28 protein-coding genes are annotated in these 26,335 nt (G+C 69.7%); 15 read left to right on the plus strand and 13 right to left on the minus strand.

Annotated elements, in window-relative coordinates; genetic code table 11:
• Nucleotides 1–102 precede the first annotated feature (102 nt).
• On the plus strand, nucleotides 103–603 hold the full coding sequence (locus HOW07_RS09830; RefSeq protein ID WP_071261330.1) for a MarR family winged helix-turn-helix transcriptional regulator: 501 nt from the start codon (nucleotides 103–105) through the stop codon (nucleotides 601–603).
• A 96-nt stretch (nucleotides 604–699) separates the two neighbouring features.
• Here the strand turns inward: HOW07_RS09830 and HOW07_RS09835 are convergent, their stop codons facing one another.
• The gene (locus HOW07_RS09835; protein ID WP_121289301.1) at nucleotides 700–1,548 is read right to left on the minus strand and encodes a DNA/RNA non-specific endonuclease; all 849 of its coding nucleotides are present in this window, start codon (nucleotides 1,546–1,548) and stop codon (nucleotides 700–702) included.
• 123 nt (nucleotides 1,549–1,671) lie between these two features.
• Between HOW07_RS09835 and HOW07_RS09840 the strand changes: the two genes are divergently transcribed.
• The gene (locus HOW07_RS09840) at nucleotides 1,672–1,914 is read left to right on the plus strand and encodes a hypothetical protein (protein ID WP_064295884.1); all 243 of its coding nucleotides are present in this window, start codon (nucleotides 1,672–1,674) and stop codon (nucleotides 1,912–1,914) included.
• A 6-nt stretch (nucleotides 1,915–1,920) separates the two neighbouring features.
• On the opposite strand, the gene HOW07_RS09845 is transcribed toward HOW07_RS09840, so the two are convergent.
• The 3 genes from HOW07_RS09845 to HOW07_RS09855 form a co-directional block, all read right to left on the minus strand.
• A complete protein-coding gene (locus HOW07_RS09845; RefSeq protein ID WP_175116804.1) occupies nucleotides 1,921–2,925 on the minus strand; it encodes a zinc-binding dehydrogenase in 1,005 nt (334 codons plus the stop codon).
• 61 nt (nucleotides 2,926–2,986) lie between these two features.
• Nucleotides 2,987–4,459, minus strand: a complete 1,473-nt coding sequence (locus HOW07_RS09850; protein ID WP_175116805.1) for a serine hydrolase — start codon at nucleotides 4,457–4,459, stop codon at nucleotides 2,987–2,989.
• A 43-nt stretch (nucleotides 4,460–4,502) separates the two neighbouring features.
• Nucleotides 4,503–4,787, minus strand: a complete 285-nt coding sequence (locus tag HOW07_RS09855; RefSeq protein ID WP_064295887.1) for a MerR family transcriptional regulator — start codon at nucleotides 4,785–4,787, stop codon at nucleotides 4,503–4,505.
• Nucleotides 4,788–4,947: 160 nt separating this feature from the next.
• Here HOW07_RS09855 and HOW07_RS09860 point away from each other — a divergent pair, with 160 nt between their 5' ends.
• Together HOW07_RS09860 and HOW07_RS09865 are read left to right on the plus strand one after the other, a co-directional pair.
• Nucleotides 4,948–5,373 (plus strand): Hsp20/alpha crystallin family protein, encoded by a 426-nt coding sequence (locus HOW07_RS09860; RefSeq protein WP_071261327.1) that lies wholly within the window; start codon nucleotides 4,948–4,950, stop codon nucleotides 5,371–5,373.
• 97 nt (nucleotides 5,374–5,470) lie between these two features.
• Entirely contained in the window at nucleotides 5,471–5,797 is a 327-nt protein-coding gene (locus tag HOW07_RS09865; protein ID WP_121289164.1) for a hypothetical protein, read from the plus strand.
• A 12-nt stretch (nucleotides 5,798–5,809) separates the two neighbouring features.
• Here HOW07_RS09865 and HOW07_RS09870 read toward each other — a convergent pair whose 3' ends face one another.
• A complete protein-coding gene (locus HOW07_RS09870) occupies nucleotides 5,810–6,685 on the minus strand; it encodes a hypothetical protein (protein WP_175116806.1) in 876 nt (291 codons plus the stop codon).
• Nucleotides 6,686–6,792: 107 nt separating this feature from the next.
• Complete coding sequence (locus tag HOW07_RS09875; protein WP_175116807.1) at nucleotides 6,793–7,548, minus strand: enhanced serine sensitivity protein SseB C-terminal domain-containing protein; 756 nt, start codon at nucleotides 7,546–7,548, stop codon at nucleotides 6,793–6,795.
• Between the two features lie 241 nt (nucleotides 7,549–7,789).
• Between HOW07_RS09875 and HOW07_RS09880 the strand changes: the two genes are divergently transcribed.
• Nucleotides 7,790–8,353, plus strand: a complete 564-nt coding sequence (locus tag HOW07_RS09880) for a manganese efflux pump MntP family protein (RefSeq protein ID WP_175116808.1) — start codon at nucleotides 7,790–7,792, stop codon at nucleotides 8,351–8,353.
• Between the two features lie 7 nt (nucleotides 8,354–8,360).
• On the opposite strand, the gene HOW07_RS09885 is transcribed toward HOW07_RS09880, so the two are convergent.
• The 3 genes from HOW07_RS09885 to HOW07_RS09895 all read right to left on the minus strand — a co-directional run bounded on the left by HOW07_RS09885 (nucleotide 8,361) and on the right by HOW07_RS09895 (nucleotide 11,777).
• Nucleotides 8,361–9,803, minus strand: coding sequence for a sugar porter family MFS transporter (locus tag HOW07_RS09885; RefSeq protein WP_175116809.1), 1,443 nt, complete (start codon nucleotides 9,801–9,803; stop codon nucleotides 8,361–8,363).
• A gap of 64 nt (nucleotides 9,804–9,867) precedes the next feature.
• Entirely contained in the window at nucleotides 9,868–10,545 is a 678-nt protein-coding gene (locus HOW07_RS09890; protein ID WP_175116810.1) for a response regulator transcription factor, read from the minus strand.
• On the minus strand, nucleotides 10,542–11,777 hold the full coding sequence (locus HOW07_RS09895) for a sensor histidine kinase (protein ID WP_175116811.1): 1,236 nt from the start codon (nucleotides 11,775–11,777) through the stop codon (nucleotides 10,542–10,544). Before HOW07_RS09895 ends, HOW07_RS09890 begins: the two co-directional genes overlap by 4 nt.
• 166 nt (nucleotides 11,778–11,943) lie before the next feature.
• Here HOW07_RS09895 and HOW07_RS09900 point away from each other — a divergent pair, with 166 nt between their 5' ends.
• Both HOW07_RS09900 and HOW07_RS09905 read left to right on the plus strand, forming a co-directional pair.
• Nucleotides 11,944–12,651 (plus strand): ABC transporter ATP-binding protein, encoded by a 708-nt coding sequence (locus tag HOW07_RS09900; RefSeq protein ID WP_056779793.1) that lies wholly within the window; start codon nucleotides 11,944–11,946, stop codon nucleotides 12,649–12,651.
• The gene (locus HOW07_RS09905) at nucleotides 12,648–13,958 is read left to right on the plus strand and encodes an ABC transporter permease (protein ID WP_121289177.1); all 1,311 of its coding nucleotides are present in this window, start codon (nucleotides 12,648–12,650) and stop codon (nucleotides 13,956–13,958) included. Before HOW07_RS09900 ends, HOW07_RS09905 begins: the two co-directional genes overlap by 4 nt.
• Before the next feature lie 143 nt (nucleotides 13,959–14,101).
• Here HOW07_RS09905 and HOW07_RS09910 read toward each other — a convergent pair whose 3' ends face one another.
• Complete coding sequence (locus HOW07_RS09910) at nucleotides 14,102–15,436, minus strand: FAD-dependent oxidoreductase (RefSeq protein WP_254628273.1); 1,335 nt, start codon at nucleotides 15,434–15,436, stop codon at nucleotides 14,102–14,104.
• Nucleotides 15,437–15,530: 94 nt separating this feature from the next.
• On the opposite strand from HOW07_RS09910, the gene HOW07_RS09915 reads away from it, so the two are divergent.
• The 3 genes from HOW07_RS09915 (at nucleotide 15,531) to HOW07_RS09925 (ending at nucleotide 18,636) form a co-directional block, all read left to right on the plus strand.
• Nucleotides 15,531–16,091, plus strand: a complete 561-nt coding sequence (locus HOW07_RS09915) for a hypothetical protein (protein WP_175116812.1) — start codon at nucleotides 15,531–15,533, stop codon at nucleotides 16,089–16,091.
• A gap of 406 nt (nucleotides 16,092–16,497) precedes the next feature.
• A complete protein-coding gene (locus HOW07_RS09920) occupies nucleotides 16,498–17,769 on the plus strand; it encodes an HNH endonuclease signature motif containing protein (RefSeq protein WP_175116813.1) in 1,272 nt (423 codons plus the stop codon).
• A gap of 411 nt (nucleotides 17,770–18,180) precedes the next feature.
• Nucleotides 18,181–18,636: a BLUF domain-containing protein gene (locus HOW07_RS09925; protein ID WP_240555640.1), complete on the plus strand. Its 456-nt coding sequence runs from the start codon at nucleotides 18,181–18,183 to the stop codon at nucleotides 18,634–18,636.
• 31 nt (nucleotides 18,637–18,667) lie between these two features.
• On the opposite strand, the gene HOW07_RS09930 is transcribed toward HOW07_RS09925, so the two are convergent.
• Nucleotides 18,668–19,381 carry an HAD family hydrolase gene (locus HOW07_RS09930; RefSeq protein WP_175116814.1) on the minus strand — a complete coding sequence of 238 codons (714 nt, stop codon included), beginning with the start codon at nucleotides 19,379–19,381 and terminating at the stop codon, nucleotides 18,668–18,670.
• Between the two features lie 81 nt (nucleotides 19,382–19,462).
• Complete coding sequence (locus HOW07_RS09935) at nucleotides 19,463–20,014, minus strand: hypothetical protein (RefSeq protein WP_175116815.1); 552 nt, start codon at nucleotides 20,012–20,014, stop codon at nucleotides 19,463–19,465.
• A 99-nt stretch (nucleotides 20,015–20,113) separates the two neighbouring features.
• Here HOW07_RS09935 and HOW07_RS09940 point away from each other — a divergent pair, with 99 nt between their 5' ends.
• The 5 genes from HOW07_RS09940 to HOW07_RS09960 all read left to right on the plus strand — a co-directional run bounded on the left by HOW07_RS09940 (nucleotide 20,114) and on the right by HOW07_RS09960 (nucleotide 24,942).
• Nucleotides 20,114–20,863, plus strand: a complete 750-nt coding sequence (locus HOW07_RS09940; RefSeq protein WP_079000880.1) for an ABC transporter ATP-binding protein — start codon at nucleotides 20,114–20,116, stop codon at nucleotides 20,861–20,863.
• Complete coding sequence (locus HOW07_RS09945) at nucleotides 20,863–21,687, plus strand: hypothetical protein (RefSeq protein WP_175116816.1); 825 nt, start codon at nucleotides 20,863–20,865, stop codon at nucleotides 21,685–21,687. The genes HOW07_RS09940 and HOW07_RS09945 overlap by 1 nt, the downstream gene beginning before the upstream one ends.
• 14 nt (nucleotides 21,688–21,701) lie before the next feature.
• Nucleotides 21,702–22,928, plus strand: a complete 1,227-nt coding sequence (locus HOW07_RS09950; protein ID WP_175116817.1) for a serine hydrolase — start codon at nucleotides 21,702–21,704, stop codon at nucleotides 22,926–22,928.
• 68 nt (nucleotides 22,929–22,996) lie between these two features.
• Nucleotides 22,997–24,283, plus strand: coding sequence for a sensor histidine kinase (locus tag HOW07_RS09955; protein WP_175116818.1), 1,287 nt, complete (start codon nucleotides 22,997–22,999; stop codon nucleotides 24,281–24,283).
• Entirely contained in the window at nucleotides 24,280–24,942 is a 663-nt protein-coding gene (locus HOW07_RS09960) for a response regulator transcription factor (RefSeq protein WP_175116819.1), read from the plus strand. Before HOW07_RS09955 ends, HOW07_RS09960 begins: the two co-directional genes overlap by 4 nt.
• 62 nt (nucleotides 24,943–25,004) lie before the next feature.
• Here HOW07_RS09960 and HOW07_RS09965 read toward each other — a convergent pair whose 3' ends face one another.
• Nucleotides 25,005–26,174 (minus strand): hypothetical protein, encoded by a 1,170-nt coding sequence (locus HOW07_RS09965; RefSeq protein WP_175116820.1) that lies wholly within the window; start codon nucleotides 26,172–26,174, stop codon nucleotides 25,005–25,007.
• Between the last annotated feature and the right edge of the window lie 161 nt (nucleotides 26,175–26,335).

The raw sequence follows: 26,335 nt of genomic DNA on the forward strand, positions 1-26,335 counted from the left end.
CTCGGTACGCCGATAGCACAGCGTGGATGGAACCGCCCACCGTCTGGATCGGCGGCGGCCCACGGTAGCGTTGGAGCAGGCAGGACGTGAGGGAGGCCGGTGATGGCGAAGGGTGATGACGACGACGTCGACATCGTCATCGACGCCTGGGCGAACGCGCTGCCCGATGTGGACTTCGCACCGCTCGACGTGGTGTCCCGCCTCCGCCGGCTCGTGCCGCACCTGCAAGAGGTCCGACGCCTGTCGTTCGCCGCGAGCAACCTGCGGCCGTGGGAGTTCGAGTTCCTCTCCATCCTCCGCCAGCACGGAGCGGACGGGCTGACGCCGTCCATGCTCGCCACCCGACTGGGTATCACGAGCGGCAACCTCGCGAGTCAGCTCGACCGCCTGGCGGCACGCTCACTCGTCGCTCGACAGAAGAACGAGGCCGACGGCCGGAGCAAGATCGTCGTCCTGACGACCCTCGGTCAGCAGCGGGTCGACGAGGCGATGCGTCGGCTGGTGGACGACGAGAACGCGATGCTCGCCGACCTCAGCCATGAGCAGGTGGCCGTGCTCATCGAGAGCCTGCGGGTCATCGGCGCGGCGCTCGAGCGTCGGTAGAGGTCTGCTCGACGCCCTTCGACAAGCTCAGGGACCGGAGATGGTTCGGTGAGGTGGTCGGGTTGCCCTCCGACAAGCTCAGGGACCGGACCCGACTCAGAACCGCAGGTCGGACGGGTCGCTCAGCTCGATCCAGGTGTCGGTGTCGGGACGCACCGTCGCCGGAGCCGGCTCGAGGACATCGGCGGAGGCGAGGGCCCCGAAATCGAGACCGGTGAGGCTCGCGAGGTCGAGGATCGGCAGCTGGAAGGTTCGGAACGGGCCGAGTGGGGGGACGGCGGTGGCGTCTTGCGTGTCGTCGATCGCACTGGACCGGCCGAGGTCGATGTCGTCGAGCTGCGCCGACTGGTCGAGGAGGTAGCCGCTCGCCGCGAGCGCTCCGCCGTTCGACCACGCCGCCACCTTCCAGAATCGGCGCGGGATCTGCACGCCTCGGTAGAGCGGGTCCGTGTCGGCGAACACCGGCCCGGTGAAGACCGACAGCCGCCGGCGCCCGGCCGAGGCGTACTCGAGGACGAGGTCCTCCAGGCCGTTCCACAGCTCGAGTGACTGGTTGAAGTCCGCAGCCTGCGGTGCGGCGTTCGTGTAGCAGAAGGTGTCGACGTTGGCCTGCCGGGCGATCTCGACGGGCCCCCAGACCGGGTCCCTCCGGCGCACGAGGTGGCCGCGGTCGAGGTCGTTGCGGGCGTACAGCTCCGGGCCGGCCTGCTCCTCGACCGGCACGCGGTCATCGAGGTGCCAGTCGTCCCCGCGCCCGAGGTCGAGGAGGGCGGCGCCGTCGATGTCGACGGCGGTGGCGGCCGCCAGCCGACGATCGGGGTCGAGCAGCACGGAGAAGTGCGTGTAGTCGAGGGTCCGGAGTCGCGCCTTGGCCGTGGGATCGGCTGGAACGGGGATGGTGAGTGGTTCGGAGAGGTCGAGGAAGCCTGAATCGAAGCCAGTCATGAACATGAGTCGATCATGATTTCGGGTGGAAAGGAAGCGCGGAGCGGTGGCGCTGTTGTCGCCGGCGCGAGCGCTGCAATGCTCATACTTTTGTTTCAGTATGAAGTTTGATATATTTTACTCATGACCACGATCTATCAGAACCCGCACCGAGCCAGCGACGCCCGCATCCTCGCGGCACTCGTGTCGGCGACCTTCCTCGTCGACGCCCTGATCGTGTTCGGAATCGGATTCCTCCCCGGCGTCTCAGGGATGGACGGCGGCGTCACCGTGGCGACGGCGACGATCCTGACCGCGGTCCTCTTCGCGGTGCAGTTCGTGGTCGTCGTCGTCCTCGCTCGCCTCGCCCGAGCGTCGATCGCCTGAGCCGACTCAGAAGCGGATCTGCGTCTTCGGTCCGGCGCCGGCCGCGCGGGGGAGGCCGTCGGTCAACACCCGTGGCACGTCGCCCAGGCCGATGACCGTGCCGATCAATCGCCGGACCGTGTCACCCATGGAGGCGAACCGTCGCGCCGCCTCATCGATGCAGTCGGATCCGCCGAGCACGGCGTGCAGTGTGGCGTCGAGGGCGATGAGTCTGCCTGAGGGCAGCCCCACGTCGCCGCCGGGCACGCCGAGGAGTGCGATACGGACGCCGGCGGTCGCGTTGTCGAGGAGTCGGCGGGTGACCTCGGCCGAACCCGTCGCCTCGATGATCACGTCGAAGCGCTCGTCTCCGAGGTCGGCCGGATCGCGCGTGGCCAGGCCGAAGTCCGCGGCGAACCCCCGATCGGACTCGCGGCGGGCTACGACGGTGACGGATGCCCCGGAATCCGCGGCGAAGAGCGCCGCGAACATGGCGAGCGTGCCGGCGCCCCAGACGAGCACGCGGTCGCCGGGCTCCACCGCCGTGAGTCGGACGCCACGGAGTGAGCAGGAGGCGGGCTCGACCATCGCGCCGAGGTCCGCGTCGACGCCGGACGGGAGGCGATGGACCGCGCGCTCGGGGACGACGAGGAGTTCTGCGAGGGCGCCCTCCAGTTGTCCGAGGACGCCGAGTTCGAGGTGGTCGGGGCAGAGGTGGTGTCGCCCCGTGGCGCAGAGCGTGCAGACGCCGCACCCGATGAAGGTGTCACCGGTGACGAGGTCGCCCGGTGCGATCGTGGTGACACCCTCGCCCACGGAGACCACCCGGCCGGCCCACTCGTGGCCTGGTTGGAGGGGCAGGGTGGTGCGGCCGTCGGCGAGGTACGGCATGGTGCCGTGCAGCAGCGCGACATCGGTGCCGCAGAGCCCGGCGCGTTCGATGCGGATGAGGACCTCACCCGGTCCGGCCTGTGGATCCGGTCGGTCGAGGACGGTGGCCTCGTTCGGCGCGGTGATGCGTACGGCTCTCATGCGGTCTCCTCGTCGTGACGGCGCTGGTCAGAGCGTAGTGGGGGTATGCCGCCGTCTCAGCTCACCAGGACGACTTGCCCCCGCCTGCGACGACCGCGCTCGGCCGCTGCACCTCGGTGAGGCGGGAGGTGCGGAGCGGCGCCGTCTCCCACCAGGCGTCGAAGGTGCCGGCAGCCGGGTCGATCTCGACGTGCATGCGGTGGGGGGTCTCGATGAAGATCGCGTCGACGCGGAGGACCCGCGCTCCGTCCTCGCCGCCGGTGCCCCAGGCGGCACTCGCCGTGATCGGACCGTGCGTCCGCCATGCGCCGACGCCAGGGATGATCTCCACCCGGTCGTCGCCCTCGTGCACGACCAGCACGATGTCGTCATCTGCGCCCGCCGCCACCTCGAGCGCCGTCAGCTGCGCCAGGCCGGTATCGGCGGCCGCCGCGAACGTACGCCCGGCGAGCTCGCGCAGTGACCCGGCCGAGCCGGTCTCGTCCGACGCGTCGAGCGGGGGCAGGGCGAGCCCTGCCAGGCGCTCGAGCAACGCCTGGTCGGTGGTTGCGCTCGCACCGCGCTCCGCGTCGGAGGCCTGGCCCGTCCCGAAGGCCGGCAGCAGGTGCTCCCACGCGGCGTTCAGCACGGCCTGCATGTCGAGACTCTGCCCGGTGATCGCCAGGACGACGTCGTGCTCCGGCAGGACGACGCAGTACTGACCGTAGGCGCCGTCGCCACGGAACCCGTGCCGGGCCATCCAGAACTGGAACCCGTACCCCTGCGCCCAGTCCGACTCCGGGTCGTCGCCGTTCGCGATGTGCGATCGCGTCGCCTCGGCGACCCAGGCTGCCGGCAGGAGCTGCCGCCCCTCCCACTCGCCACCCTGCAGGTAGAGCTGACCGAGCGCGGCGATCGCCTCCGTCGTCGCGTGCAGACCGCTGTACCCGAGCTCGAAGCCCTCGTCGTCCCGCTGCCAGTCGAACTCGCCGATACCCAACGGCTCGAGCAACCGCGGTCGCAGGTAGTCGGTGAGCGTCCCGCCCGTGACGCGCTGGACGATCGCCGCGGCCGTGTACGTGCAGGGCTGGTTGTACGCGAAGACGGTTCCCGGGTCCTCATCGGGAGGGAGAAGCAGGAAGCCGCGGACGAGGTTCGTCGGGTCGATCGCAGCGGCCCGCATGATCGTCTCCTCGCGGTGGCCGCTCGCCATCGCGAGCACGTGGCGCACGCGCATGGCGCGGCTGCGGGGGTCGGTGATCTCGGCGTCGAGCTCCGGGAAGTGGCTGATGATCGTGTCGTCGAGTCCGAGCAGACCCTCCTCGACGGCGAGGCCGACGGCGGTCGAGGTGAAGCTCTTGCTCAGCGAGTACAGCAGGTGCACCCGATCAGCCGAGTACGGCGCCCACCAGCCCTCGGCGACGACGTTCCCACCGCGCAAGAGCATCAGGCTGTGTGGTTCGACGTTCGGCGTGTGCTCGAGGGCCGTGATGAACGCCTCGATCCCGGCGGCGTCGACGTGCTGGGCGGACGGAGTGCTTCGCTGCAGGCTCATCCCTCCATGCTGCCATCTGCCGACGGTGGGATCGACCCGACGCTCAGTCCTGGTCGGCGTCGAGCTGGTCGCGGAGGCCCTGGTTGATGTCCTCGAGATCGAGCACGCGAGCGATGCCGGCGAGGTTGACGCCGTCGTCACGGAGATCCGTGACGCGCTTGAGTCGCTCGATGTCGTCCTCGCTGTAGCGCCGGGTGCCGCCCTCGGTCCGGGACGGGGTGAGGAGGCCTTTGCTTTCGAAGAGCCGCAGCGACGCCTCCGGGACACCGGCGAGCTGGGCCGCGACGGCGATGCCGTACACGGGTGTCGTGCCGTCACGATCGGCCATGCTTGAGATTTCCTTTGAACGGGTTGCAACGGATCGGGTCTCGGATGTATAAAAAATCTACACCAAGAAGTGCAGATCCGAACCCCCGGATCTGAGACTTCCGGGCACTGACAATCGATGAGCCCGATCCGTCATCGGGCGACAGGGAAGGAGAACACCCATGGCAATGACCCTCGATCCCATCAGCCAGCTCGACCGCTTCGCGGCCTCCGTCCTGGACTCCGTGCGCGCACCCCGGCCCATGCCGGTGGACCTCTTCCGCGACGGCGACCGGTACATGATGGTCGCCGACCTCCCCGGCATCGACCCTGGATCCATCGACGTCGACGTCGACGGTGGTCAGCTCACCATCCGTGCCCAGCGCACGGCCGACAGCCGCGAGGGTGTCCGCTGGCTCGCACGCGAGCGCGGTGGCGGCCACTTCCTGCGGCAGTTCACCCTCGGCGAGGGCGTCGACCTCGACGGCATCACCGCGTCCTACGACAGCGGCGTGCTCTCCGTGATCATCCCGGTGAGTGAGCGCGCGAAGCCGCGGAAGATCACCGTCGACTCCACGACCGACCACCCGCAGTCGATCAACGCCTGACCGGAGCTCGAGGCCTGACCGGAGCACGAACGCCCCGCCCACGATCCGTGGGTGGGGCGTTCGCCCGTGTGCGACCGGCGGTCGGCATACTGAGGGCATGTCCCGCGTCCAACGCATCCTCGGAGCGTCAGCCCTGCTCGTGATCGCCGCGCTCAGCCTGGTGGTCGTCGCGACGCAGACCACGATGACCTGGTACCAGGCGCCGGGCGCCGACGGTCTGGCGACGAAGCAGATCGCCGTGTTCGAACCGGCGGTGGTCGGCACCGTCATCGCCGCCCTGGCGGTGCTGGCGTTGCTGGTCCATCTGGTCCTCGTGATCCGCCGTGCCGTGCCTCGTGTGCAGTGGGTCGTCGCCGTCGCGCTCACCGTCGCCACCGTGATCGCCGCGGTCGTCGTCTCCGTAGCCGACCGGCCGGTCTTCTAGCGCGCACCGCTCTCAGCCGAGGAGCTCGTCCAGCAGGGCCCGTGTGGTCTCCTCGCTCGTGCCGGGCGCCTGCAGACGCACCCAGTCGTCGCCACGTCGAGCCTGCGCCGAGTGCTCGCTCCCGGCCGAGTCCACGGCGCCGACCGGACTGTCCTCGCGGAGCACCCAGGCGCCTCCGGGGAGCACCGTGAACCGGACGAGCTCGCGGGAATCCGCGGACAGCAGTCGGCAGTCGAGTCCGCCGACCCGCTGGAGCGAGTCCTGCACGAGGTGGTAGCTCGGTGTCGCGGTGCTCACGTAGCTCGCGCCGGCGGCGGCAGCACCGAGGCGCGCCACCGCGGTGTCCACCGGCAGCGCCGTGGCGCACGAGCGCGAGGTGGGTGCCGACGACGACGGGGACTCGGCGGGAGCCGGGACCGGGGCCGCCGCGAGCACCGCCCGGGCGAGCTCCTCCGTGCGGGTTCCGGCCGGGTCGTCGAGCCCTGCCGCATCGACCTCGATGAACCGCTCGCCGTCGAGCGCGTGGACGGAGCAGGCGCCGTCCGAGCACATCGTCCCGTTGATCTCGCCGACGCTGTCGCTCCAGTCGGTGTGCTCGTACCAGTGGTTGAAGGTGGCCCAGTGGTCGACGCCGTCTCCGACGATTCGGACGGTCAGTGAGGTGCCGGCCGCTTCGTCGACCCAGGCGCAAATATTGCCGCCGTCCTGCAGGACCGGGGCGTCGTCGATGGTGAGCGGTCGCGGCGCGGCTGCGGCGCCCAGGAAGGATGCGACCTCCGCGTCAGGGACGAGCGCGTCGCAGGCGAGCCCCGGGAAGGCGGACGTCGGCGGGGGTGGGAGCGCGGCCGACGACGTCGGGGTGGATCCGGGCGGGGTCTCGGTGGGCACCTCCGACCGTGGCGCGCTACACGCTGTGAGGACGCCCAGCAGCGCGGCGATCGTGAGGACGCGTGCGCCACGTGCGATCGCGGGCGCCGTTCGACTCAGCCCACTGCTCATCGTCGCCGGAACAGCCCTCGTTTGCGGCGGTGGAACGGCGGGACACCACTCAGGAGATGCTTCGCACCCGGCGCCACGTACATGACGTCGATCGGCACGCTGGCCGAGTACGTCGCGAGGGCCCGTGCGAGGGGACCGCTGATCGTCTCACGGGCGGTCGGGGCGCCGACGATGACGAGGAGGTAGCACTCGTCGAACGTCCCGCCCTCCTGCGGGGTGACCTTCCAGCCGAGCACCGCTTCATCGACCTCGCTGTGCTCGGCGAGGACCGCGGTCAGCGTCTCGGTCATCCCCGGTGGGATGCGAGCCGGCTGTCCCACCATGACCTCGGTCTCGCGCTCGACGACGCGCGGTGTGAGCACCGCCTCGCCGTCGAGCAGCTGGGCGATCTCGCCCGGGAGGAACTCCTTGCCGTGCGTGGAATGCGGGTTCAGGACCAGCCTCGCGCCTCGGGTCATCTGCCACAGGACGCGGCAGGGGAGGGCGAGGAGGTGCTGTTCGAACGACGGGACGACCTGGAGCGTCTCCTGGAAGCGCGCCTTCGAGGTGTAGAACGGCTGCACCGAGCTGCCGTCCGAGTCGAGGAGATCCGCCAGGGTCGCCATGCCGTCGTCGGTCACGGTCCCCGCCACGATCACGGTGCTCTCGAGGAGCGCCGTCAGGAACGCGGGGGCGTTCGAGCGGTCGTTCGCGGCTGCGGCGAGGAGGGCTTCGATGTCGGGAGCGTCTGGTGCGTCGTCGGCGGCAGGCATGCCAGCAGCGTATCCCGGCCGCGTGGGAGGGTGCGTCTCCGCGCAGCTGCCTCCACAGTTCGTCGGACCGATCCTCGAGCGCAGGCGACCCGAACGATCCGGTTAGGCGAGGCGAAATGCTGGCAATCGGGCGTCTCGGCTTGCCGCCGCCACGCCGCGCTGGCAACGTTGACGGGTCCTCGCGGCACGGCGCCCGAACGCATCTCCGCGTCCAGGACGCATCACAGGGAGACCTCGCGACATGACGTTCTGGCCGCTGCTCCTCATCGCGCTCGGCGTCTCCGCCGACGCCTTCGCCGTCGCCCTCACCAAGGGCCTGCACATGCGGCGGTTCAACGTGCGTCACGCCCTCGTGATCGCCGGCACCTTCGGGCTCTTCCAAGCGGTCATGCCGCTCATCGGCTGGGTCCTCGGCACGCAGTTCGCGCGGTACATCACCGAGGTCGACCACTGGGTCGCCTTCGGCCTGCTCGCCCTCGTCGGCGGCAAGATGCTCTGGGAGGCGTTCTCGAGCCACGAGGACACCGAGGTCGACTCCGACCGCATCGACGTCCGGCGGCTCCTCATCCTCGCGCTCGCCACGAGTATCGACGCGCTCGCCATCGGCATCACGCTCGCGTTCCTTCCCGGCTCGATCCTCGAAGCCGTCGTCCTCATCGGACTGACGACGTTCGTGCTCGCTTTCCTGGGCGTCTTCATCGGCCGTCGCGTCGGTCAGCGCTTCGGCAAGCCGGCGGAGATCGCCGGTGGTGTCATCCTGATCCTCATCGGCACCAAGATCCTCATCGACCACCTCGCGGGTTAGTCAGAGGTCACCGCTTCCGGGTGAAGATCGCGCCGGTCGACACGTCCTCACCGAGCGCCTCGAGGCTCCGCCCACGCGTCTCGGGCACCTGGGTGGCGACGAACAGGAGCGCGAGCGCGCCGACACCCGCGAAGACGAAGAAGGTCCCGGTGATGCCGAGGCCGTCGACGAGCGACGGGAAGTACAGCGCCAGGAACCCGTTGGCGACCCAGAGCATGAAGATCGAGACGCCCATGCCGAGACCGCGCATCCGGAGCGGGAAGACCTCGGCGAGGTAGACCCAGACCGCCACGTTGAGGAACGTCTGCATGGAGCCGACGAACACGACCACGAGGAACAGGATGACCCATGGACGCATCGGGTCGCCCGGCTCGAGCACCATCGACGAGAAGCCGATGAGCAGATGGCACGCCGTCGTGAGTGAGAAGCCGATGATGAACGTCTTCCGTCGATCGAGACGGTCCATGTAGGTGAGGGCGATGAAGCCGCCGATGACGGCGATGATGCCGGGCGCGATGTTGGCGATGAGCGCGGCGCTCTCGTCGAAACCCGACTCCACGAGCACGGTCTGCCCGTAGTACATGATCGAGTTGATCCCGGTGAGCTGCTGGGCGATCCCGACGCCGACACCGACGAGCAGGATGCGCACGAGCCACGGGTTGCGGAGGACGGCCCCGAGCCCGATCCGGTGCTCGTCGCGCTGCGCGGTGATGGACGCCTCCACCTCCGCGAGTTCGGCGACGGCGCGGTCGTCGGGGCGGACGGTCCGCAGGACGTCCAGCGCGTCCTCGCGGCGACCGTGGTCGACGAGCCAGCGTGGTGACTCGGGCATCCGCAGCATGCCGACGAACAGGGCGACCGCGGGCAGGGCGCAGACGGCGAACATGATGCGCCACACGCTCGTGTGCTCACTGAACACGTTGCCGATGACGGCGTTGATCACGAACGCCGACAGCTGTCCGAGGACGATCGCGACCTCGTTCCGGCCGGTGATCGATCCTCGGATCTCGTACGGAGCGAGCTCCGCCAGGTAGACCGGGACGACGGCGGAGGCACCGCCGACGGCCAGTCCGAGGAGCACGCGACCGGCGACGAGCAACTCGACGTTCGGCGAGCAGACGACCACGAGCGTCCCGACGAAGAAGAGCACCGCCAGCACGATGATGCTCCGCCGCCGGCCCCACGCGTCCGACACCCGGCCGCCGAGCAGCGCACCGACGGCGGCCGCGAAGACGAGCGAGCTCGTGACGATGCCCTCCGTGAACGGGGTGAGCCCGAGCTCGGCGGTCATCGGACGCAGCGCCCCGTTGATCACTCCGGTGTCGTAGCCGAAGAGCAACCCGCCGAAACAGGCGACGATCGAGATCAGGCCGAGGTGGCGGCGGTGCGGCCCGGGCGTGAGGGCAGGCAGCGCGCTCGCCGTCTGTCGGGCTGTGGGGGATCCGGCCATCGCACTTCCTCGTCTGCTGGGCCCGCGAGCCGGACGGCGTCGTGGACAGGACGACAGTACCGGTTCAGTCGTCGGCACCCGGCCGCAGCAGGCCGCTCTCGTACGCGAGGATGACGAGCTGGGCGCGGTCATGAGCGGCGACCTTGGTCATGATGCGGTTCACGTGGGTCTTCGAGGTGTGCGGTGAGATGACGAGGTCGTCGGCGATCTGCTGGTTCGACCGTCCGCGGGCCACGAGGAGCAGCACCTCGAGTTCCCGCTCGGTGAGCAGCGCCAGCTCGGTGGGGACCGCGCGTGGGCTCGTCGGTTCCCCCGCAGCGACGACGTACCTCGTGATGAGACTCCGGGTCGCCGCGGGGGACAGGAGTGCGTCGCCGGCGTGCACCGCGCGCACGGCGCGGACGATCTCCTCGGGCTCCGAGCCCTTACCGATGAAGCCGCTCGCGCCGGCTCGCAGGGTGGCGATGAGGTTCTCGTCCTCCTCGAACGTGGTGAGGATGAGGACCCGCGTGTCCGAGAGGTCGGGGTCGGTGCAGATCGCCGAGGTCGCGCCGATGCCGTCGAGCACGGGCATGCGGATGTCCATGAGCACGACGTCCGGTCGCAGCTCCTGCGCGAGTGACACCGCCTGCGCGCCGTCGACGGCTTCGCCCACCACCTCGAGGTCGGCCTCGGACGAGAGGATGTCGGCGACGGCCTGGCGGATGAGCGACTGGTCGTCGACGACGAGCACGGTGGTCATGCGGGGGACTCCTCGGGGTGTGTCGGGTGTGCTTGAGTCGGCTCGCCGGTCGGGAGGCTCGCGGACAGCCGCCAGCCGCCCGGAGTCGCGCCGACGTCGACGGACCCGCGGACGGCGGCGACGCGCTCACGGATGCCGAGGAGTCCGTGTCCGGTGGTCGGCGCTGCGTCGGCCTGCTCACGCGTGGCGCCGGGTGCCGTCGGGTTGCTCACGCTGACGACGATCCTCCCGTTCTCGCCCTCCACGAGCACGTGTGCACGACGCTCATGACCGTGTTTCAGCGCGTTCGTCAGCCCCTCCTGGACGACGCGGTACGCGACCATGTCGGTGGCGGTCGACAGCTTCGGTGCGTCGGGGTCGATCCGTGTCGTGATGTCGAGGCCCGCGGCGGTGAACTCGGCGATCAATGCGTCGAGTCGGTCGAGTCCCGGCTGCGGCAGCGTTCCCCGGGAGCCCACGCCGGCGTCGTCGCTGTCGCTGCGCAGCACCTCGAGCAGATCACCGATCTCGCCGAGCACCGTCCGTGACGCCCGGCGGATCGAGACGAGCGCCTCCTTCGCCTTCTCCGGCCGCGTCTCCAGGGAGCTCGACGCCACCCCGGCGTTCAGGCTGATCACCGAGATCTGGTGGGCGACGGTGTCGTGGAGGTCCCGCGCGATCCGGAGCCGCTCCTCGGTCACCCGCCGCCTCGCCTCGGCCTCACGGGTCTGTTCGGCCCGCTCCGCGCGTTCGGTGATCGCCAGGATGTATGCGCGGCGCGAGCGGGTCCCGTCTCCGGCCGCGGCGGCGAACGCGATCAGCACCGCGAACTGGACCGTCCGCGGGTCGAAGCTGCCGATCGACGCGAGCAGGCTGAGGAGGGCGACGGCGACCATCGTCGCGACGGCGGTGATGAGGGTCGTCCGCCGCGCGGAGCGCACCGCCACCCCGAACATCGCGATGGCGGCCGCGATCACGACACCGGGAGCGAGGGTCCCCGTGATCGCCGCCGCACCGTAACAGGCGACGACGGCCGCGAGCACCGGGATGGGCCAGCGTCGACGGAGCGGGAGCAGGAGCGCGGGCGCGACGACCAGGGCGACGACGAGCGGGCTGCCCGGACGGAACTCCGCGTTGGGGAACGGGATGAACGCCGAGGCGATGATGAGGACCGCGGCCACCACATCGCCCACCCACGCCGGGGGTCTCGGATGCGGATCGCGCACCCGGTGATCCTGCGTCACGGAGGTCATGGGCCCAGTCTGCCGGGAACCGGCGCCCGGCGACTCCTCCGCACGTGGCATTCCGCGGTACCACGGACGCGGTACACGGGTGTCCGCCGGAGGGGGACGCGTCGGACGGGCGTCGCCGCGAGTCTGGAGTGGTGCCGGAGTACCCGGCCCCAGACGAGGAGACACCATGCAGAACACCACAGCGCCGCCGATCATCTCGGTCCGGGACGTCCGGCGTTCCTACGGTCGCGGTCAGAACCGGTTCGACGCGTTGAAGGGGGTGAGCTTCGACATCCACGCCGGCGAGAGCGTCGCGATCGTCGGGAAGAGCGGCTCCGGCAAGTCCACGCTCATGCACGTGCTCGCGCTCCTCGACGCACCGAGTTCCGGCACCGTCGAGCTCGAAGGGGTCGACACGAGCACCCTCCGCGGTCGCCGCCTCAACACGACCAGGAACAAGACCTTCGGGTTCGTGTTCCAGCAGTTCTTCCTCACCGCCAACGCGACGGTGCTCGAGAACGTCCTGCTCCCCATGAAGATCGCCGGCGTCCGCCGCGGTGACCGACGTCGCCGGGCGCTCGCCGCGCTCGCGCAGCTCCAGCTCGAGGACAAGGCGCGCAACCGTGCGGTGAACCTCTCCGGCGGGCAGAAGCAGCGGACGGTGATCGCCCGCGCGCTCGTCAACAACCCGCGGATCATCTTCGCCGACGAGCCGACCGGCAACCTGGACACGGCGACCGGCGCCGTCGTGGAGGACATCCTGTTCTCCCTCAACCGGGAGAGCGGCATCACCCTCATCGTCGTCACGCACGACGAGGAACTGGCGGCACGATGTGATCGGCGGATCCTCATCCGAGACGGACTGCTCGTCGAGGACGAGGCGGTGGCCGCATGAGAACCGTCGACCTCATCGGGACCGCCGTCGCGAACACGTTCCGGTCCAAGACCCGGACCATCCTGACCATCCTGGCGATCTTCGTCGGAGCGTTCACCCTCACCCTCACGAACGGGCTCGGCACCGGCATCAACGCCTACATCGACGACACGGTGTCGAGCGTCGGCGCGTCCGACACGATGACCGTCACCAAGACGGCCGACACCGGCGGCGGGCTGGGTGGGGCCACGAGCGGGCCGAAGGAGTACGACCCGGACGCGGTCGCCTCCACCGGTGCCGGTGCGCCGGGATCGACCGTCGTCGCCCTCACGCCGACCGATCTCGACGAGCTCGGCGGGATCGACGGCGTCCTCGACGTGCAGGCCGTGAAGTCGATCTCGACCGACTACATCGAGTCGGGCGGCGGCACGAAGTACGTCGTCGGTGTCGGCGGCCTCATCTCCGGGCAGAGCGTCACACTGCTGGACGGTGCACAGCCCGACGACGACACCGACACGCTCCAGCTCGTGCTCCCCACCTCCTATGTGGAACCGCTCGGCTTCGGAAGCGACGCCGACGCGGTCGGGCAGACGGTCACGGTCGCCATCACGGATGCGCAGCGCACGCAGCACACCGTGGACGCGACGGTCGTCGGAGTCGCCGAGGAGAGTCTCGCCTCGCCCACGGGCGCCTCGATCGTGCCGAACGCCGCGCTCACCGACCTCCTCTACGAGACGCAGAACATCGGCGTCCCGTCCGACCAGGTCGAGCGGTACGCGCAGGCGTCCATCCGGTTCAGCGCGGACGCCACCGACGAGCAGGTCACGGCGTTGAAGGACCGACTCGCCGACGCGGGCTACACCGGCACGACCGTCGCGGACCAGCTCGGCACCATCAAGACGGTGATCGACGGGATCGTCCTCGTCCTCAACGCCTTCGCGATCATCGCCCTCCTCGCGGCCAGTTTCGGGATCGTGAACACCCTGCTCATGTCCGTGCAGGAGCGCACCCGCGAAATCGGGCTGATGAAGGCCATGGGGATGGGTAGCGGGAAGGTCTTCGGGTTGTTCAGCCTCGAGGCCGCGTTCATCGGTTTCCTCGGCAGTGCGATCGGCGTCGGTATCGCGGTGCTGGCCGGCACCGGCATCAGTGCCGCGCTGTCCGGATCGCTCCTCGCCGACCTGCCGGGCCTCGACCTCATCGCGTTCGACCCGGTGTCGCTCGGGATCATCGTCCTGGTCGTCATGGTGATCGCGTTCCTCGCCGGGACCCTGCCCGCCGCCCGTGCCGCCAAGGCCGATCCGGTGGAGTCGCTCCGCTACGAGTGAGATCCGGCGGAGGGTCCGTGGTGACGGCTGTGGGGCGTGGCGGAAGCGGCGCCCCACAGCCGCGCCGGCGCCAGGTTGAGGAGCAGCACCGGCGCAGACGCTCAGGTCACGTCTGCAGCGTCCACGTTACGACCAGCGGAGGCTCACCACCCGACCTTGAGGACCCGCGCCCGCTGCCCTATCCTCTCCGTTCCGGCGTGGTGACGTGCTCTGCTCGGAGCCCGATGCCGATGAACCTCGCCGCGAGCGGCCGGACGACCGGGCCGGCGAGCCGCATGAGGCGGATCACCCACTGCGGTGCGATTCGGTCGCCCGTGGTCGTGCGGGAGATCACCCGGTGTCCTGCCCCGCTGGATGCGCTGCATGATCCTGACCGGCTGCTCGCGTCGACGTTGGACGGCAGCGAGGACTTCGGACGGTGCGTCCCCAGCGGCGAGGTGGCCGGCGATCGCATTGGACAGGGCGACCGCATCCTGGATCGCGTAGTTGACCCCGACACCGAACATCGGTGACATCGCGTGCGCTGCGTCGCCGATGGCGATGAAGCCCGGGCGGTACCAGCGGTCGAGGCGGTTGAGCTGGACCGAGAGGAGCTTGACCTGGTCCCAGTCGGTCAAGGTGTCGACCACCGGACGCAGGACGGGCGCAGCATCGACGATGCGCTGCCGGAGCGACGGCAGGCCCTCGGCTCGGAACAGCTCCGCGCCGCCCTTCCGGATGACCATGCCGGACTGGTACCGGTCACCCCGGTCGATCGTGAGGACCATGCCGCGCGGCGAGAGGTAGGCGAGGGTCGGCGGCGGCGGGTCGGCGGGCTTCGGCAGGCTGAACCACAGGACGTCGATCGGGACGCCGCTCTCGTCGGGGATGAGTCCGGCCGCGTCGCGGAGTGCAGAGGTGCGTCCGTCCGCCGCGACCGTGAGGGTGGCCCGGATCTCGACGTCGGTGGAGGTGCCGGCCGCCGGGTCGGTGTCGGCCGCTGCGCCGTCGGCGGTCGTCGTGGTCGCGCGCAGGCCGCGGACCCGGCCCCGCTCCACGATGAGGCCGGTCGCCTCGGTGCGGAGACGGAGCTCGAAGTTCGGCAGTGCGGCGGCCTCCTCGGCGAGGAAGTTCAAGAAGTCCCACTGCGGCGCGAGGACGAGGAAGCGGTCGGGCGCCGGCAGGGTGCGGAAGTCGACCATCGTCATCCGCAGGCCGTCGATCACGGCGTCCATCGTCTGCAACCGGTTGAGCGGCAGCCGCAGGAACCGCTCGCGCAGGCCGAGCTCGCCGAGCAACTCGATGGTCGAGGGGTGGATCGTGTCGCCGCGGAAGTCTCGGAAGAAGTCGGCGTGTTTCTCGAGCACGGTCACGCGGAGGCCGGCCCGGGCGAGGAGGTAGCCGAGCACCATGCCGGCCGGGCCGCCACCCGCGATGACGCAGTCGCGGTCGGGGGTGTGGTCGCCGTGATCGCTGTCGGTGCGGGTCGTCGGTTTCATCGCGCTGCTCCCGTCGGTCTCTTCCGGACACTACTCCGGAACCAATATCGTCGACATCATGCGTGTGTTGCAGCGGGTAGGAGTGCCGCTTCTCGTGTTCGGAACGATCGTGCTCGCGCTGTCGGCGTGCTCTGGTGGGAGTGGGCCCGGTGGTGACTCCGCCGGTAGTGCATCGCCCGCTGCGACGGTGCCGGCGGAGACGTCGAGCGGGGGCTCGGGAGACGGATCGCCCTTGCAGGTCGACTGCGCGGCGGTGCAGGCGGCCGTCGCGCCGTACATCGAGGGACTCGTGGCGCGGGAGGACAACGGGGCGGACGAGTACGGGACCCTCTGCGGCTGGGAGGCGCCGGAAGGGACGATCGACGCGGCGGACATCCGATCGGTGGAGGTCGTCGTCTCGCCGGAACCGAGTGAGGCGCTGTCGGCCGATGAGCTCGCCGCCGCTGGGCTCACGCCGATCCCGGATACGACCATCGAGGCTGCCGGCGGGATCGCGTACAGCGCGACGGTCGAGACCGGAGTCGCCGCGGTGATCGTCACGACGGTGGTGCTGCCGGACGCCGAAGTGTCCGTCACCGGCGGGCAGTGGGCGGGTCATCCGTCGCTCGACGGGCCTGCCGCGGTCGAGGTCGTGAAGGCGCTCACGGGTCGGTGAGCGGACTGGGAGCATGTCGCCCTTCGGCACGCTCGGCGACCGAGACCGTTCCCTGAGTACCCCCGGTCCGCGAGCAACCCTCGCCGGTCCCTGAGCAACCCTTCCCCGTTCCCTGAGCAACCCTTCCCCGTTCCCTGAGCAACCCTTCCCCGGTCCCTGAGCTTGTCGAAGGGCGCACGTAGGCACTTCGACAAGCTCAGTGACCGGAGGAGGTCCACCCGAATCCCCTCCGCTCCTCGAGCAACCCTTTCCCGGTCCCTGAGCCTGTCGAAGGGCGCACGGAGAACCCGGCGAATCCGGCATGCCTCTCCCGGTCCCTGAGCCTGTCGAAGGGCACACGAGGAGACTTCCACAACCGGCTCGACTCAGCATCTGGAATGTCAGTGGTCCATGGTGGACTTGTCCCATGACCGAGACCACCATCACCGCGATCCGCGCGAGCGACGAATACGCCGCACGCCTCGCGGAGTTCTCGGACCACTTCGCGGAGATCCAGCGTCGGCGTGCTGCTCTGGACGCCGAGGAGGCTCGGCTCCTCGCCCGTTCCGCCGCTTACGCGGACGCCTTCGCCGACGCCACGGTTCCGGCGATCTTCCCGCCGGCGGAACGTCAGGCCCTCTCGCGTCGGTCGACGTGTGCGGCGCTCGCGATGGCGACGCGCACGCCCGAGCAGACGGTTCAGCGTGCGACCAACGATGCCGAACTGCTCGTGAACGAAGCGCCGGCTGTACTCGCCTCGCTCGAAGCCGGTCGTATCTCGGCGCGGCATGCGCAGACGATCATCGACCAGCTCAGTGACGTCCCGACCGCAGGGCGAGCGGTGTTCCTCGCCGAGGTCCTGTCGGTCGCCGAACACTCCACCAATGCGTACCTCCGGAAGCGTGCCCGCGTTCTGCGCGAGCGCCTCCACCCGGAATCGATCACCGCACGCGCAACCCGTTCAGAGGCTGACCGTCGGATCGAATTCGAACCCGCCGCCGACGGCATGGCCTGGGTGCACCTGTTCACCACCGCGCCGATCGCGCAGGGCATCATCGAGCGGGTCGAGACGGCAGCGGCGGAATCGCGCAAGGCCGGCGACACCCGCACCTGCGGACAGCTGCAGGCGGACGCGCTCGCGGCGCTTGCGCTCACCGGTGTCACGCCGGACGACGTGATGTTGAGCCTGGTGCTCCCGCACCCGATCGAGGTCCAGGAGCACATCACGCCGACCGTGCAGATCACGGTCCCGGCGCTCACGATGGCCGGCGTGAGCGATGCCCCGGCCGTGCTCGACGGGTACGGACCCATCGACCCGGAGACCGCAGCACGTATCGCCGTGAACGCCCCGAGCTTCACCCGGATCCTGGTCCAGCCCGAGACCGGCGCAGTCCTTTCCGTCGGCCGGAATCAGTACCGCGTTCCGGCCGACCTCCAACGCGCTGTACGCCTGCGGGACGGCACCTGTCGAGCACCGGGCTGCGGGAGACGTGCCCGGGCTTGCGACCTCGACCATTCCGTCGCCTGGGAGGACGGCGGGACGACGGATGTCGGGAACCTCGCCTGTCTCTGTCGACATCACCATCGGATGAAGCACCTTCCGGGATGGAATCTCGACCATGGTCCCGGTGGGGTGCTCGAGTGGACGACACCCGACGGCAGATACCACCGGACCGAACCTGACCCCGCCCCGTTCTGACCCGTTTTCGGTCCCTGAGCCTGTCGAAGGGTTCTTCGTGGGCACTTCGACAGGCTCAGTGACCGGGAGAGGTGTGCCCGGAACCGTGGCGCGCGCGTGGGCACTTCGACAGGCTCAGTGACCGGAAGAGGTGTGCCCGGGACGATGAGGTGTGCTTGGGGCACTTCGACGGGCTCAGTGACCGGGGGAGCTGTGCCCGGAACCGTGGCGCGCGCGTGGGCACTTCGACAGGCTCAGTGACCGGGGAGAACAGGCTCAGTGACCGGGGAGAACAAGCTCGGTGACCGGGAGAGGTGCGCCCGGATGGAGCCGGTCCCTGAGCCTGTCGAAGGGCAGCCGGGTTGCACACGCTCCGTGGACAGGGAGCTGCTTCCGGGACCACCTCCGCACCCCGCCGGGTAGGCTCCAAAGGTGGGCACCGACGAAGACCAGATGCTGTCACTCGTATACGCGAGCACGGCGACACAGCCGTTCAGCGACGACGACCTCACCGCCCTGCTCGCCACCTGCCGCGAGAACAACGCCCGCGCACAGCTCACCGGCATGCTCGTCCACCGCGACGGCCGGTTCCTGCAGGTCCTCGAAGGACCGGAGCCCGCCGTCCGCGAGCTCATGGAGACCCTCGCCGCCGATCCCCGCCACACCGGCATCCGCGTGATGTTCGAGGAGCCCATCCGCGAACGCCAGTTCGCCGCCTGGACGATGGGCTTCGAACGCGCTGACACCGCCACCGGCACCGATTCGGAGACCGAGCTCGACGGCTACCGCGACACCTTCGACGACCTCGACCGCGACGACCCGACCGCCACCATGCGCGCGCTGCAGGAACTCGCCCGCTGGTTCCGCAGCCGCGCCACGCGGAGCTGAGCCGCGCTCAAGCCCGCGCTCACACCCGCAGTCAGCCTGCGAGGTTGCCGATCGGGCTGTCGTCAAGGTTCGCGAGCAGCTCCGCGACGTCGCCGTAGACCGCGACCGCACCGGCGTCACGGAGCTCCTGCTCACCGAAGCCACCGCTGCGCACCCCGATGCACTCCACGCCGGCCCGCGCAGCCGCCTCGATGTCCCAGACGGCATCGCCGACCATGACCGCCCGCGACGCCGGGACGCCAGCACGATCGAGCGCGACCTCGACGATGTCGGGCTCCGGCTTGGCGGTCTCCACATCACCGGAGGAGGTCGCGGCGAAGATCGCATCGTCGACGTCGAGCAGCTCCCGCAGGATCTCGAGCTCGTTCTCCGGAGCCGACGTCGCCAGCACGACTGCGATCCCGCGCCCCGCCAACGCTCCAAGCAGCTCGCGCGCACCGCCGATCACCCGCAGCCGGGAGGTGTTCTGGAGGTAGTACTCGCTGTGCAGCTCCTTCGCCCGCTCGCCGTACTGCTCGACCTCGTCGGAACCGTCCAGCAGCGATTCGAGCAGCTCGCCACCGTCCTTGCCGATCGAGCGGTGGATCCGCCACGCGTCGACCGGTCTGCCGGCATCGGCGAACGCACGATCCCAGGCGTCGACGTGCAGGTAGTTCGAGTCGACGAGCGTCCCGTCGATGTCGAAGAGCACCGCGATGCGGTCGTCGGAGTTCTCGGGGACGGTGGTGTCAGCTGGTTCGGACATGCGTTTATTCAATCCCGCGAGCCCGCGATTGTGAAGCGGTGGTCATTCGTCGCAGAACGTGCGAGCCCGCCGTGCCGACCGCTACTGGAACCGACTCGTGAGGACCACCGAGCTGGTCGCATCGTCGAGGAACACCTGCGTCACCCGGCCGTCCTGCGAGAAAGCGTCGTCGAGAGCGGACGCGCGCGCGAACGGTCCCGGCGGCAGCGCGTCGTCGAGTCCGGGGTCGAGGTCCGGAAGCTCCGCGCCCACGTCCGAGCCCGCCTCATCGGGTTCGAGCGCCCGCAGTTCCGCGTATCCGGCCTCGTCCAGGACGACGACCGCATCGATCCAGTACGTGCTCGGGCCCGGAACCCGCGCGTCGCCCATGGTCCCCGACATCCACGTCGCCGAGAGCGCGCTGGCGAGTTGTGGGAAGCGCTCGGTGAGGGGGCCGAGTTCGTGCCGGATCTCCCCGGTGCCCGAGTGGGTCGCGGCGTCCGATGCGGATGCGGATGCCGCCGTCGTCCGGTCCGGCGAGGGCGACGTCGCGCAGCCTGCGAGCAGACCGGCGACGACGACCGCCGTGGCCACGAGGGTCGCGCGCGGCGCGAGACGGCGACGTCGATCGTGCAGCCGAGCAGTCGTGTCCATGCCTGCAGCCTAGAGGTCTCCGACGACTGTCCGTTCGGCCAGTCGGGGACTGTGCGGCGGGCTGGGGCGCCCTGGGCCGCCCGCTACGAGGCTGAAGACATGAACGTACCAACCTCTCATCCCATCGAGGCCCGCGGGCTCCGGAAGACCTTCCACGGTCGCCCGCGCGTCGACGACGTGTCCTTCACCGTCGACCCCGGCCGGGTCGTCGGACTCCTCGGTCCCAACGGTGCCGGGAAGACCACCACCATCCGTCTGCTCCTCGGTCTGGTCCGTCCTGACGCGGGCGACGGTCTCATCCTCGGCCGCCCGTACCGCCAGCTCGAGCACCCCGCTCGTTCCATCGGCGCCGTCCTCGACGCCGGTGGACTCCACCCGGCCCGCACCGGGCGGCAGCACCTCCGCATCGCCGCCGCACGGATCGGGGTCGACGCGGCCCGGATCGACGCGGTCCTCACCGAGGTGGGGATGACCCGCGACGCCGACCGTCCTGCGGCCGGGTATTCGCTCGGCATGCGTCAGCGGATCGCGATCGCCGCAGCCCTCCTCGGCGAGCCTGCCGTACTCATCCTCGACGAGCCGTCGAACGGTCTGGACCCGGCCGGCATGCAGTGGCTGCGACGCCGGCTGCGTGCGTTCGCCGACGCGGGTGGGACGGTGCTGCTCTCGTCCCACCTTCTGTCCGATGTCCAGGACATCGCGGACGACGTGGTCGTCATCACCGACGGTCGCGTGCTGGCCCAGTCGTCGATGGTCGACATCCTCGCCGCATCGGGCGGTGACCTCGAGGCGTACTACCTCCAGGTCACCGGAACCGCCCAGCTCACCGAGAACAGGGAGGTGCGCTGATGTTCCGCGCTGAACTCATCGGGCTCGTCACCACGACCGCGACGAAGGTCACCGCGGCGGTCGCCGTCGTGGGACTCATCGTCACGCAACTCGCCTTCGTCACGCTCATGCCCGCCCTCGCCAGCGGTGACGTCGGCCCGGGCCTCGACGCCCTCGGGAGCGACTTCCCCGTCCTGGACCTCGCCTCCCGTGCGGTCCAGCTCGACGCGATCAACCCCCTCGGTGCGTCGATGGGCAGCGGCTCAATCGGTGTCGCCCTCCTCGCCGTCACGCTGCTCGGTGTGCTCGCCGGTACGAGTGACGACCGCTACGGCGGCATCGTCGGTGCCGCCCTCGCCTCGCCGAAGCGGTTCCGCATCGTCGCCGCAAAGGCGGGCGCGGTCGCACTCGTCGGCGCCGCCCTCGGTGTCGTGCTCGCCCTCGTCAGCCTCGTGACCCTCGCACTGACCCTGCTCGCCTCGGGGACGCCGTTCGTCCTCGACGCCGCGGACCTCGCCGCACGCTTCGGGCTCGGTGTCCTCGCCGTGACCGCACTGTCGGTCATCGGCCTCGCGGTCGGACTCATCGTCCGCACCCAGCTCGCCGGCGTGCTGACGATGATCGCGGTCCTCATCCTCGAACCGATCGTCGTCTCGTCGATCCAGTTGGTCGGCGGCGGTACTCCGCCGGTCTGGACCCAGTTCCTGCCTGTCGCCCTCGCACAGGGCGTCATCCACGGCGGAACGGACGGGCTCGGACCGTTCGTCGTCATCCTCGCCCTCGTGGCCCTCACCGCCGCCCTCACTGTGGCCGCATCCGCTGCGCTCTCGCGCCGCGACATCTGAAAGGAATCACCCACATGAACGACCAGACCCAGACCCACACTCAGACCAAGACGCAGCACCAGACCCGTCACCGCACGCTCATCGCCGTCTCGGCCGCCGCCGCGCTGCTCGCCGGAACCGTCTCCCTCAGCGCCTGCTCCAGCGCCACAGAGCAGACCGCCGGCACCGGCTCCGAATCGGGCCCACTGCAGGACCGGATGCAGTCGCTCGTCGACGCCGGCTACCCCGCGGCGCTCGCCTCGGTGACCGGACCCGACGGCAGGTCCATCGAGGTCGCCGCCGGCATCGGTGACCTCGCGACCGACGAGCCGGCCCCGGTCGACGGCGAGGTGCGGATCGCGAGCAACACGAAGATGTTCGTCGCGACCGTCGTCCTGCAGCTCGTCGAGGAGGGGACGGTCGCCCTCGACGCGCCGATCGACACCTACCTGCCGGGCCTCGTCACCGGCTCGGGGATCGACGGCACCCGCATCACGGTCCGCCAGCTGCTGCAGCACACGGCGGGCCTCCCGGAGTACGCCGACCAGATCGCCGCCGACGCGTTCGCCGCCCAGGAGCGCTACATCTCGCCGCGCGACATGCTCGACATCGCCCTCGCGAAGCCCGCGGTGTTCGCGCCGGGGGAGCGCTGGGAGTACAGCAACACGAACTACCTCGTGCTGGGTCTGCTCATCGAGGCCGTCACCGATCGAGCGCTGCCGCAGCAGATCGACGAGCGCATCGTGGAACCGCTCGACCTGGAGCACACCTACTTCCCGGCACCGGGCGAGCGCGAGCTGCGCGGAGCGCACCCGAAGGGCTATCACGCCAAGACGGTCGGCGAGCTGCTGGACATCACCGCCCTCGACCCCTCCTTCGCCTGGTCCGCCGGGGCCATGGTGTCGACGCCGCACGAGCTCGACGTGTTCATGCAGGCGCTGCTCGACGGTGACCTGCTGGACGAGGAGAGCCTCGCCGAGATGCAGACCACGGTGCCCGCCGGCGACGAGCTGTGGCCGGAAGCGAGCTACGGACTTGGCCTGCAGCGGTACCCGCTCAGCTGCGGTGGCGCCGCGTGGGGACACGGTGGCGACATCCCGGGGACCCAGACGCGCAACGCGGTCGGTCCCGACGGGACGGCCGTCACCATCGCGGTCACCTCGCTGCCGTGGGCGGTCGTCTCGCCCGACGACAACGAGCGGTTGATGGAGCAGTACCGGATCGTCGTCGACGCCCTCGACGCCACCCTCTGCGAGCGATGACCGCTGCTCACCGGACGCCGAGCGCCGGCCCCCACCGGGGTCGGCGCTCGGCGTGGTTGACTCGACCCATGACCTCTCCCGCACGGCCCGCCTCGCTCGCGGCCCGTCTGCGCTCGGCGCTCCCGCCGGTCCTGGTCCTCGCCGGTGCGGTGGGGTACCTCGGGGTCGTCCCGTGGGTCGACGAGCTGCACGCCGTGCCGGGTCGGATCCCGCCGTGGGTGCATGTGGCCCTGGTCGTGCTCCAAGCCGTCGCGCTGCTGCTGCGGAGCCGGTACCCGGTCATCGTGTTCGGGGTCGTGGTCGCGCTCGACCTCGTGATCCTCGGCAGCACCGGCGGTGAGCTCGGCCTCGGCTCGTTCGGGGTGATCCTCGCCACCTACGCGCTCGCCCGTCGCGAGGACCGTCGAACGGTGGTGGCCGCACTGGTGACGGGCGCGGCGGCCACGACGGTCGTCGGCGGCATCGCGATGGCCTTCGGGTCGTCCGAGGAGCCGCTCATCCTCGTGTTCGCGGCCGTCGCGCGCATCGTGCTGCAGTACGTGCTCCCGGCCGGTGTCGCCGAGTACGCACGGGGGCGCGAGCGCCTGCTGTCGGCGATCGAGGACCAGGCGCGTATGGCTGAGAACGAGCGACGGATCAGTGTGCAGAACGACCTCCGCGCCGAGCGCACCGCCCTCGCCCGGGAACTGCATGACATCGCCGGGCACCACCTGTCGGGGATCATCGTCAGTGCCCAGGCGGCCAGCGCGCTGGTCGAGCGCGACCCGGAACGCGCTCGGGCGATGCTCCAGACAGTGCAGTCGGACGCACGGACGACGCTCGTGGATCTGCGGCGGACGGTCGGCCTGCTGCGCAGCGACGATGCGGACGGTCGGCGCGGCGGAGACGGATCGACGCTCGGTCCGGCGACCACTCCGACGATCGCGGCGATCCCGGAACTCGTCGAGGCGGCGCGGTCGCGGGGGCAGCACGTCGCGTACACCGTGACCGGTGAGCCTCGGGTGCTGGGTCCGCTCGCGGAGACGGCCGCGTACCGGACCGTCCAGGAGTCGCTCGCGAACGCCGCCCGGCATGCGCCCGGAGCCGTCTGTCGTGTGGCGGTGCGGTTCGAGGCGGATGCGATCGAGCTCACCGTGACGAACGCCGCATCGTCGCAGCGGCCTGCGTCACCGTCGCGCGACGGCTATGGCCTCTGGGGCATGCGCGAGCGCGCGGAACTCATCGGCGCGCGATTGACCTCGGCACCCACGGACGAGGGCGGGTGGCGCAACCGCCTGACCATCCCTGACGAGCACCGCCCCGACGAGCACCGTCCCGACCAGCAGGGTCCCGACCAGCATCGGAGTGATTCATGATCCGCCTCCTCATCGCGGACGACCAGGCGGTCGTCCGCGCCGGCCTCTCGGTGATCCTCGGTGCCGAGCCCGACATCGAGGTCGTCGGTGAAGCGATCGACGGTGCCGACGTGGTGCGCTTGGCGAAGGAGCTGCGTCCGGACCTGATCTGCATGGACATCCGGATGCCGGGCACGGACGGGATCGCGGCGACCCGCACGATCACGGCGGACCCGGAACTCGACGCCGACGTCCTCATCCTCACGACCTTCGACGTCGACGCGGACGTGTTCGCGGCCCTCGAGGCCGGTGCGGCCGGCTTCCTCCTGAAGGGCGCCGATGAGGCGACGTTGCTCGCCGCGATCCGGTCCGTCGCGGCGGGGGAGGGGACGCTCGATCAGCGCCTCACCCGTCGCATCCTGCGCGAGTTCTCGGAGCGCCGGCGGGAGACGCCCGCGGCCGCGATGGCACCGGCGGAGTCGCCGCTCACCGACCGCGAGTTCGAGGTCCTCGACCTCCTGGCGAAGGGACTCTCCAACGCGGAGATCGCCGACCGCCTCTTCGTCGAACCCACGACGGTGAAGTACCACCTCGCCGGTCTGCTGCAGAAGACGGGAGCGCGCGATCGCCTGCAGGCCGTGCTCTGGGGGATCCGAGCGGGGCTCGTCGACCCGCGGTGAGCTGTGGGCGCCGCACGCGAACGACATAATATATTTTCAGCCAGCGCCTACGCCGATAGTGATCAGTCGGTTTGCCAGCGGTGGCCCTGTGGCCAGTCGTCTGCGAGCCCGAGCAGCTTGCGAGCGTCGAGGGCCTCGCGCTTATCTGTGCTTTCGCCGTTCCACTCGTGAATCACGCCAGGGAACATCGGCTCGCTTGGCAGCGGGTATAGCGGGTCGGGGTGCACCCATAGCGATACGCGAGAGTGAGTCGGATCGTGGAGTGAGAGCTGATCGACGATCAAGACCCCCGAAACCCGACGATTCTTCCAAGCGCCCGGTGATCCGAAGTAGCCGTCGCGGTTGCGCACGCCGCGCGATGTGAGCTCCTCGCCGGGGTTGTGTCCGTCGAGAACCCAAGACACAGATCCATAGAGGGCATTGAAGACCTCCTCATCGTCCTCGTCGAACGTCGCTGTGCCGACGGCTATGACAAACGGCGCCTCGAAGTGGCCGTACCTCCTCGCCTTCGTCTTAATCGCGGCGACGAGTTTCGCCCCATCATCGATGAACTGGGCTTCAGCGTGGGCATAGATGCCAATGGACCGCCTGACATTCCCGCGGCTGTCTCGCTTGACAGGGATGGCCGTGATATCGACGCTCCAACCGTTTTGCTCGAAAGTTCGTGTCGGCAGATCGTCCGTGTCAACCGAATCGGGATCAAGCGCTGCGAGCCACTTCCGAATCTGCTCGCGGAAGATCTTGGCGGGCGCGCTGCTACGGGCTTGCGTGATCGAGTTCGTCATGAGGAAGAAGTTGTCGTCGCCTACCTGGTCGAGCACCGCCAGGAGCACCTTCATTCGATTCGCGGCCGCGATATCGGATGGCGACGAGCCGGGTGCAATAGCTTCGACGAACACGCGACGCGTTTCCCGGCTTGCGAGGAAGTCGGGCCTGCGGGATGTGTGATCAAGCTCGGGGTGTATTACGACCTCATGGCCGCCGCGGACCAAGCACTCGTGCAGGTACAACTCAAGAAAAGCACTTCGAGCCTTCGCGTCGTCCGCACGGAGAGCCGCCCTTACCTCCGCGTAGTCACGCCCGTGGAGCCGGTCAGCCCACTCCTGATGAAGCGTGCGGCTGTGCCGCCACTGTGAGCCACCGGCCCGATTGAAGAAGGCAAACGAGGTCTCATCGTTGCGTTGCGGGGAAAGGTCGGTCCGTTCCCGGTCGTCATAGATCGGCCGCCTCACGCCGGGCACTGTCGATCCAACAGGCTGAGTGCTTTGAGATTGATGGCATCTGAAAGCTCGCAGAAGGGCAGCATTTCCCGAGAGTAGTGGTCAGACGACGAGCTTCGCCAGGGTCGGGCGCTGCTGTGGTCAGAAACGATCGTTTTCGGTGCAGCATGGGC

The organism is Plantibacter sp. MCCC 1A11337, from assembly GCF_013349365.1.
GTDB classification, from domain to species: Bacteria; Actinomycetota; Actinomycetes; order Actinomycetales; family Microbacteriaceae; genus Plantibacter; species Plantibacter flavus_A.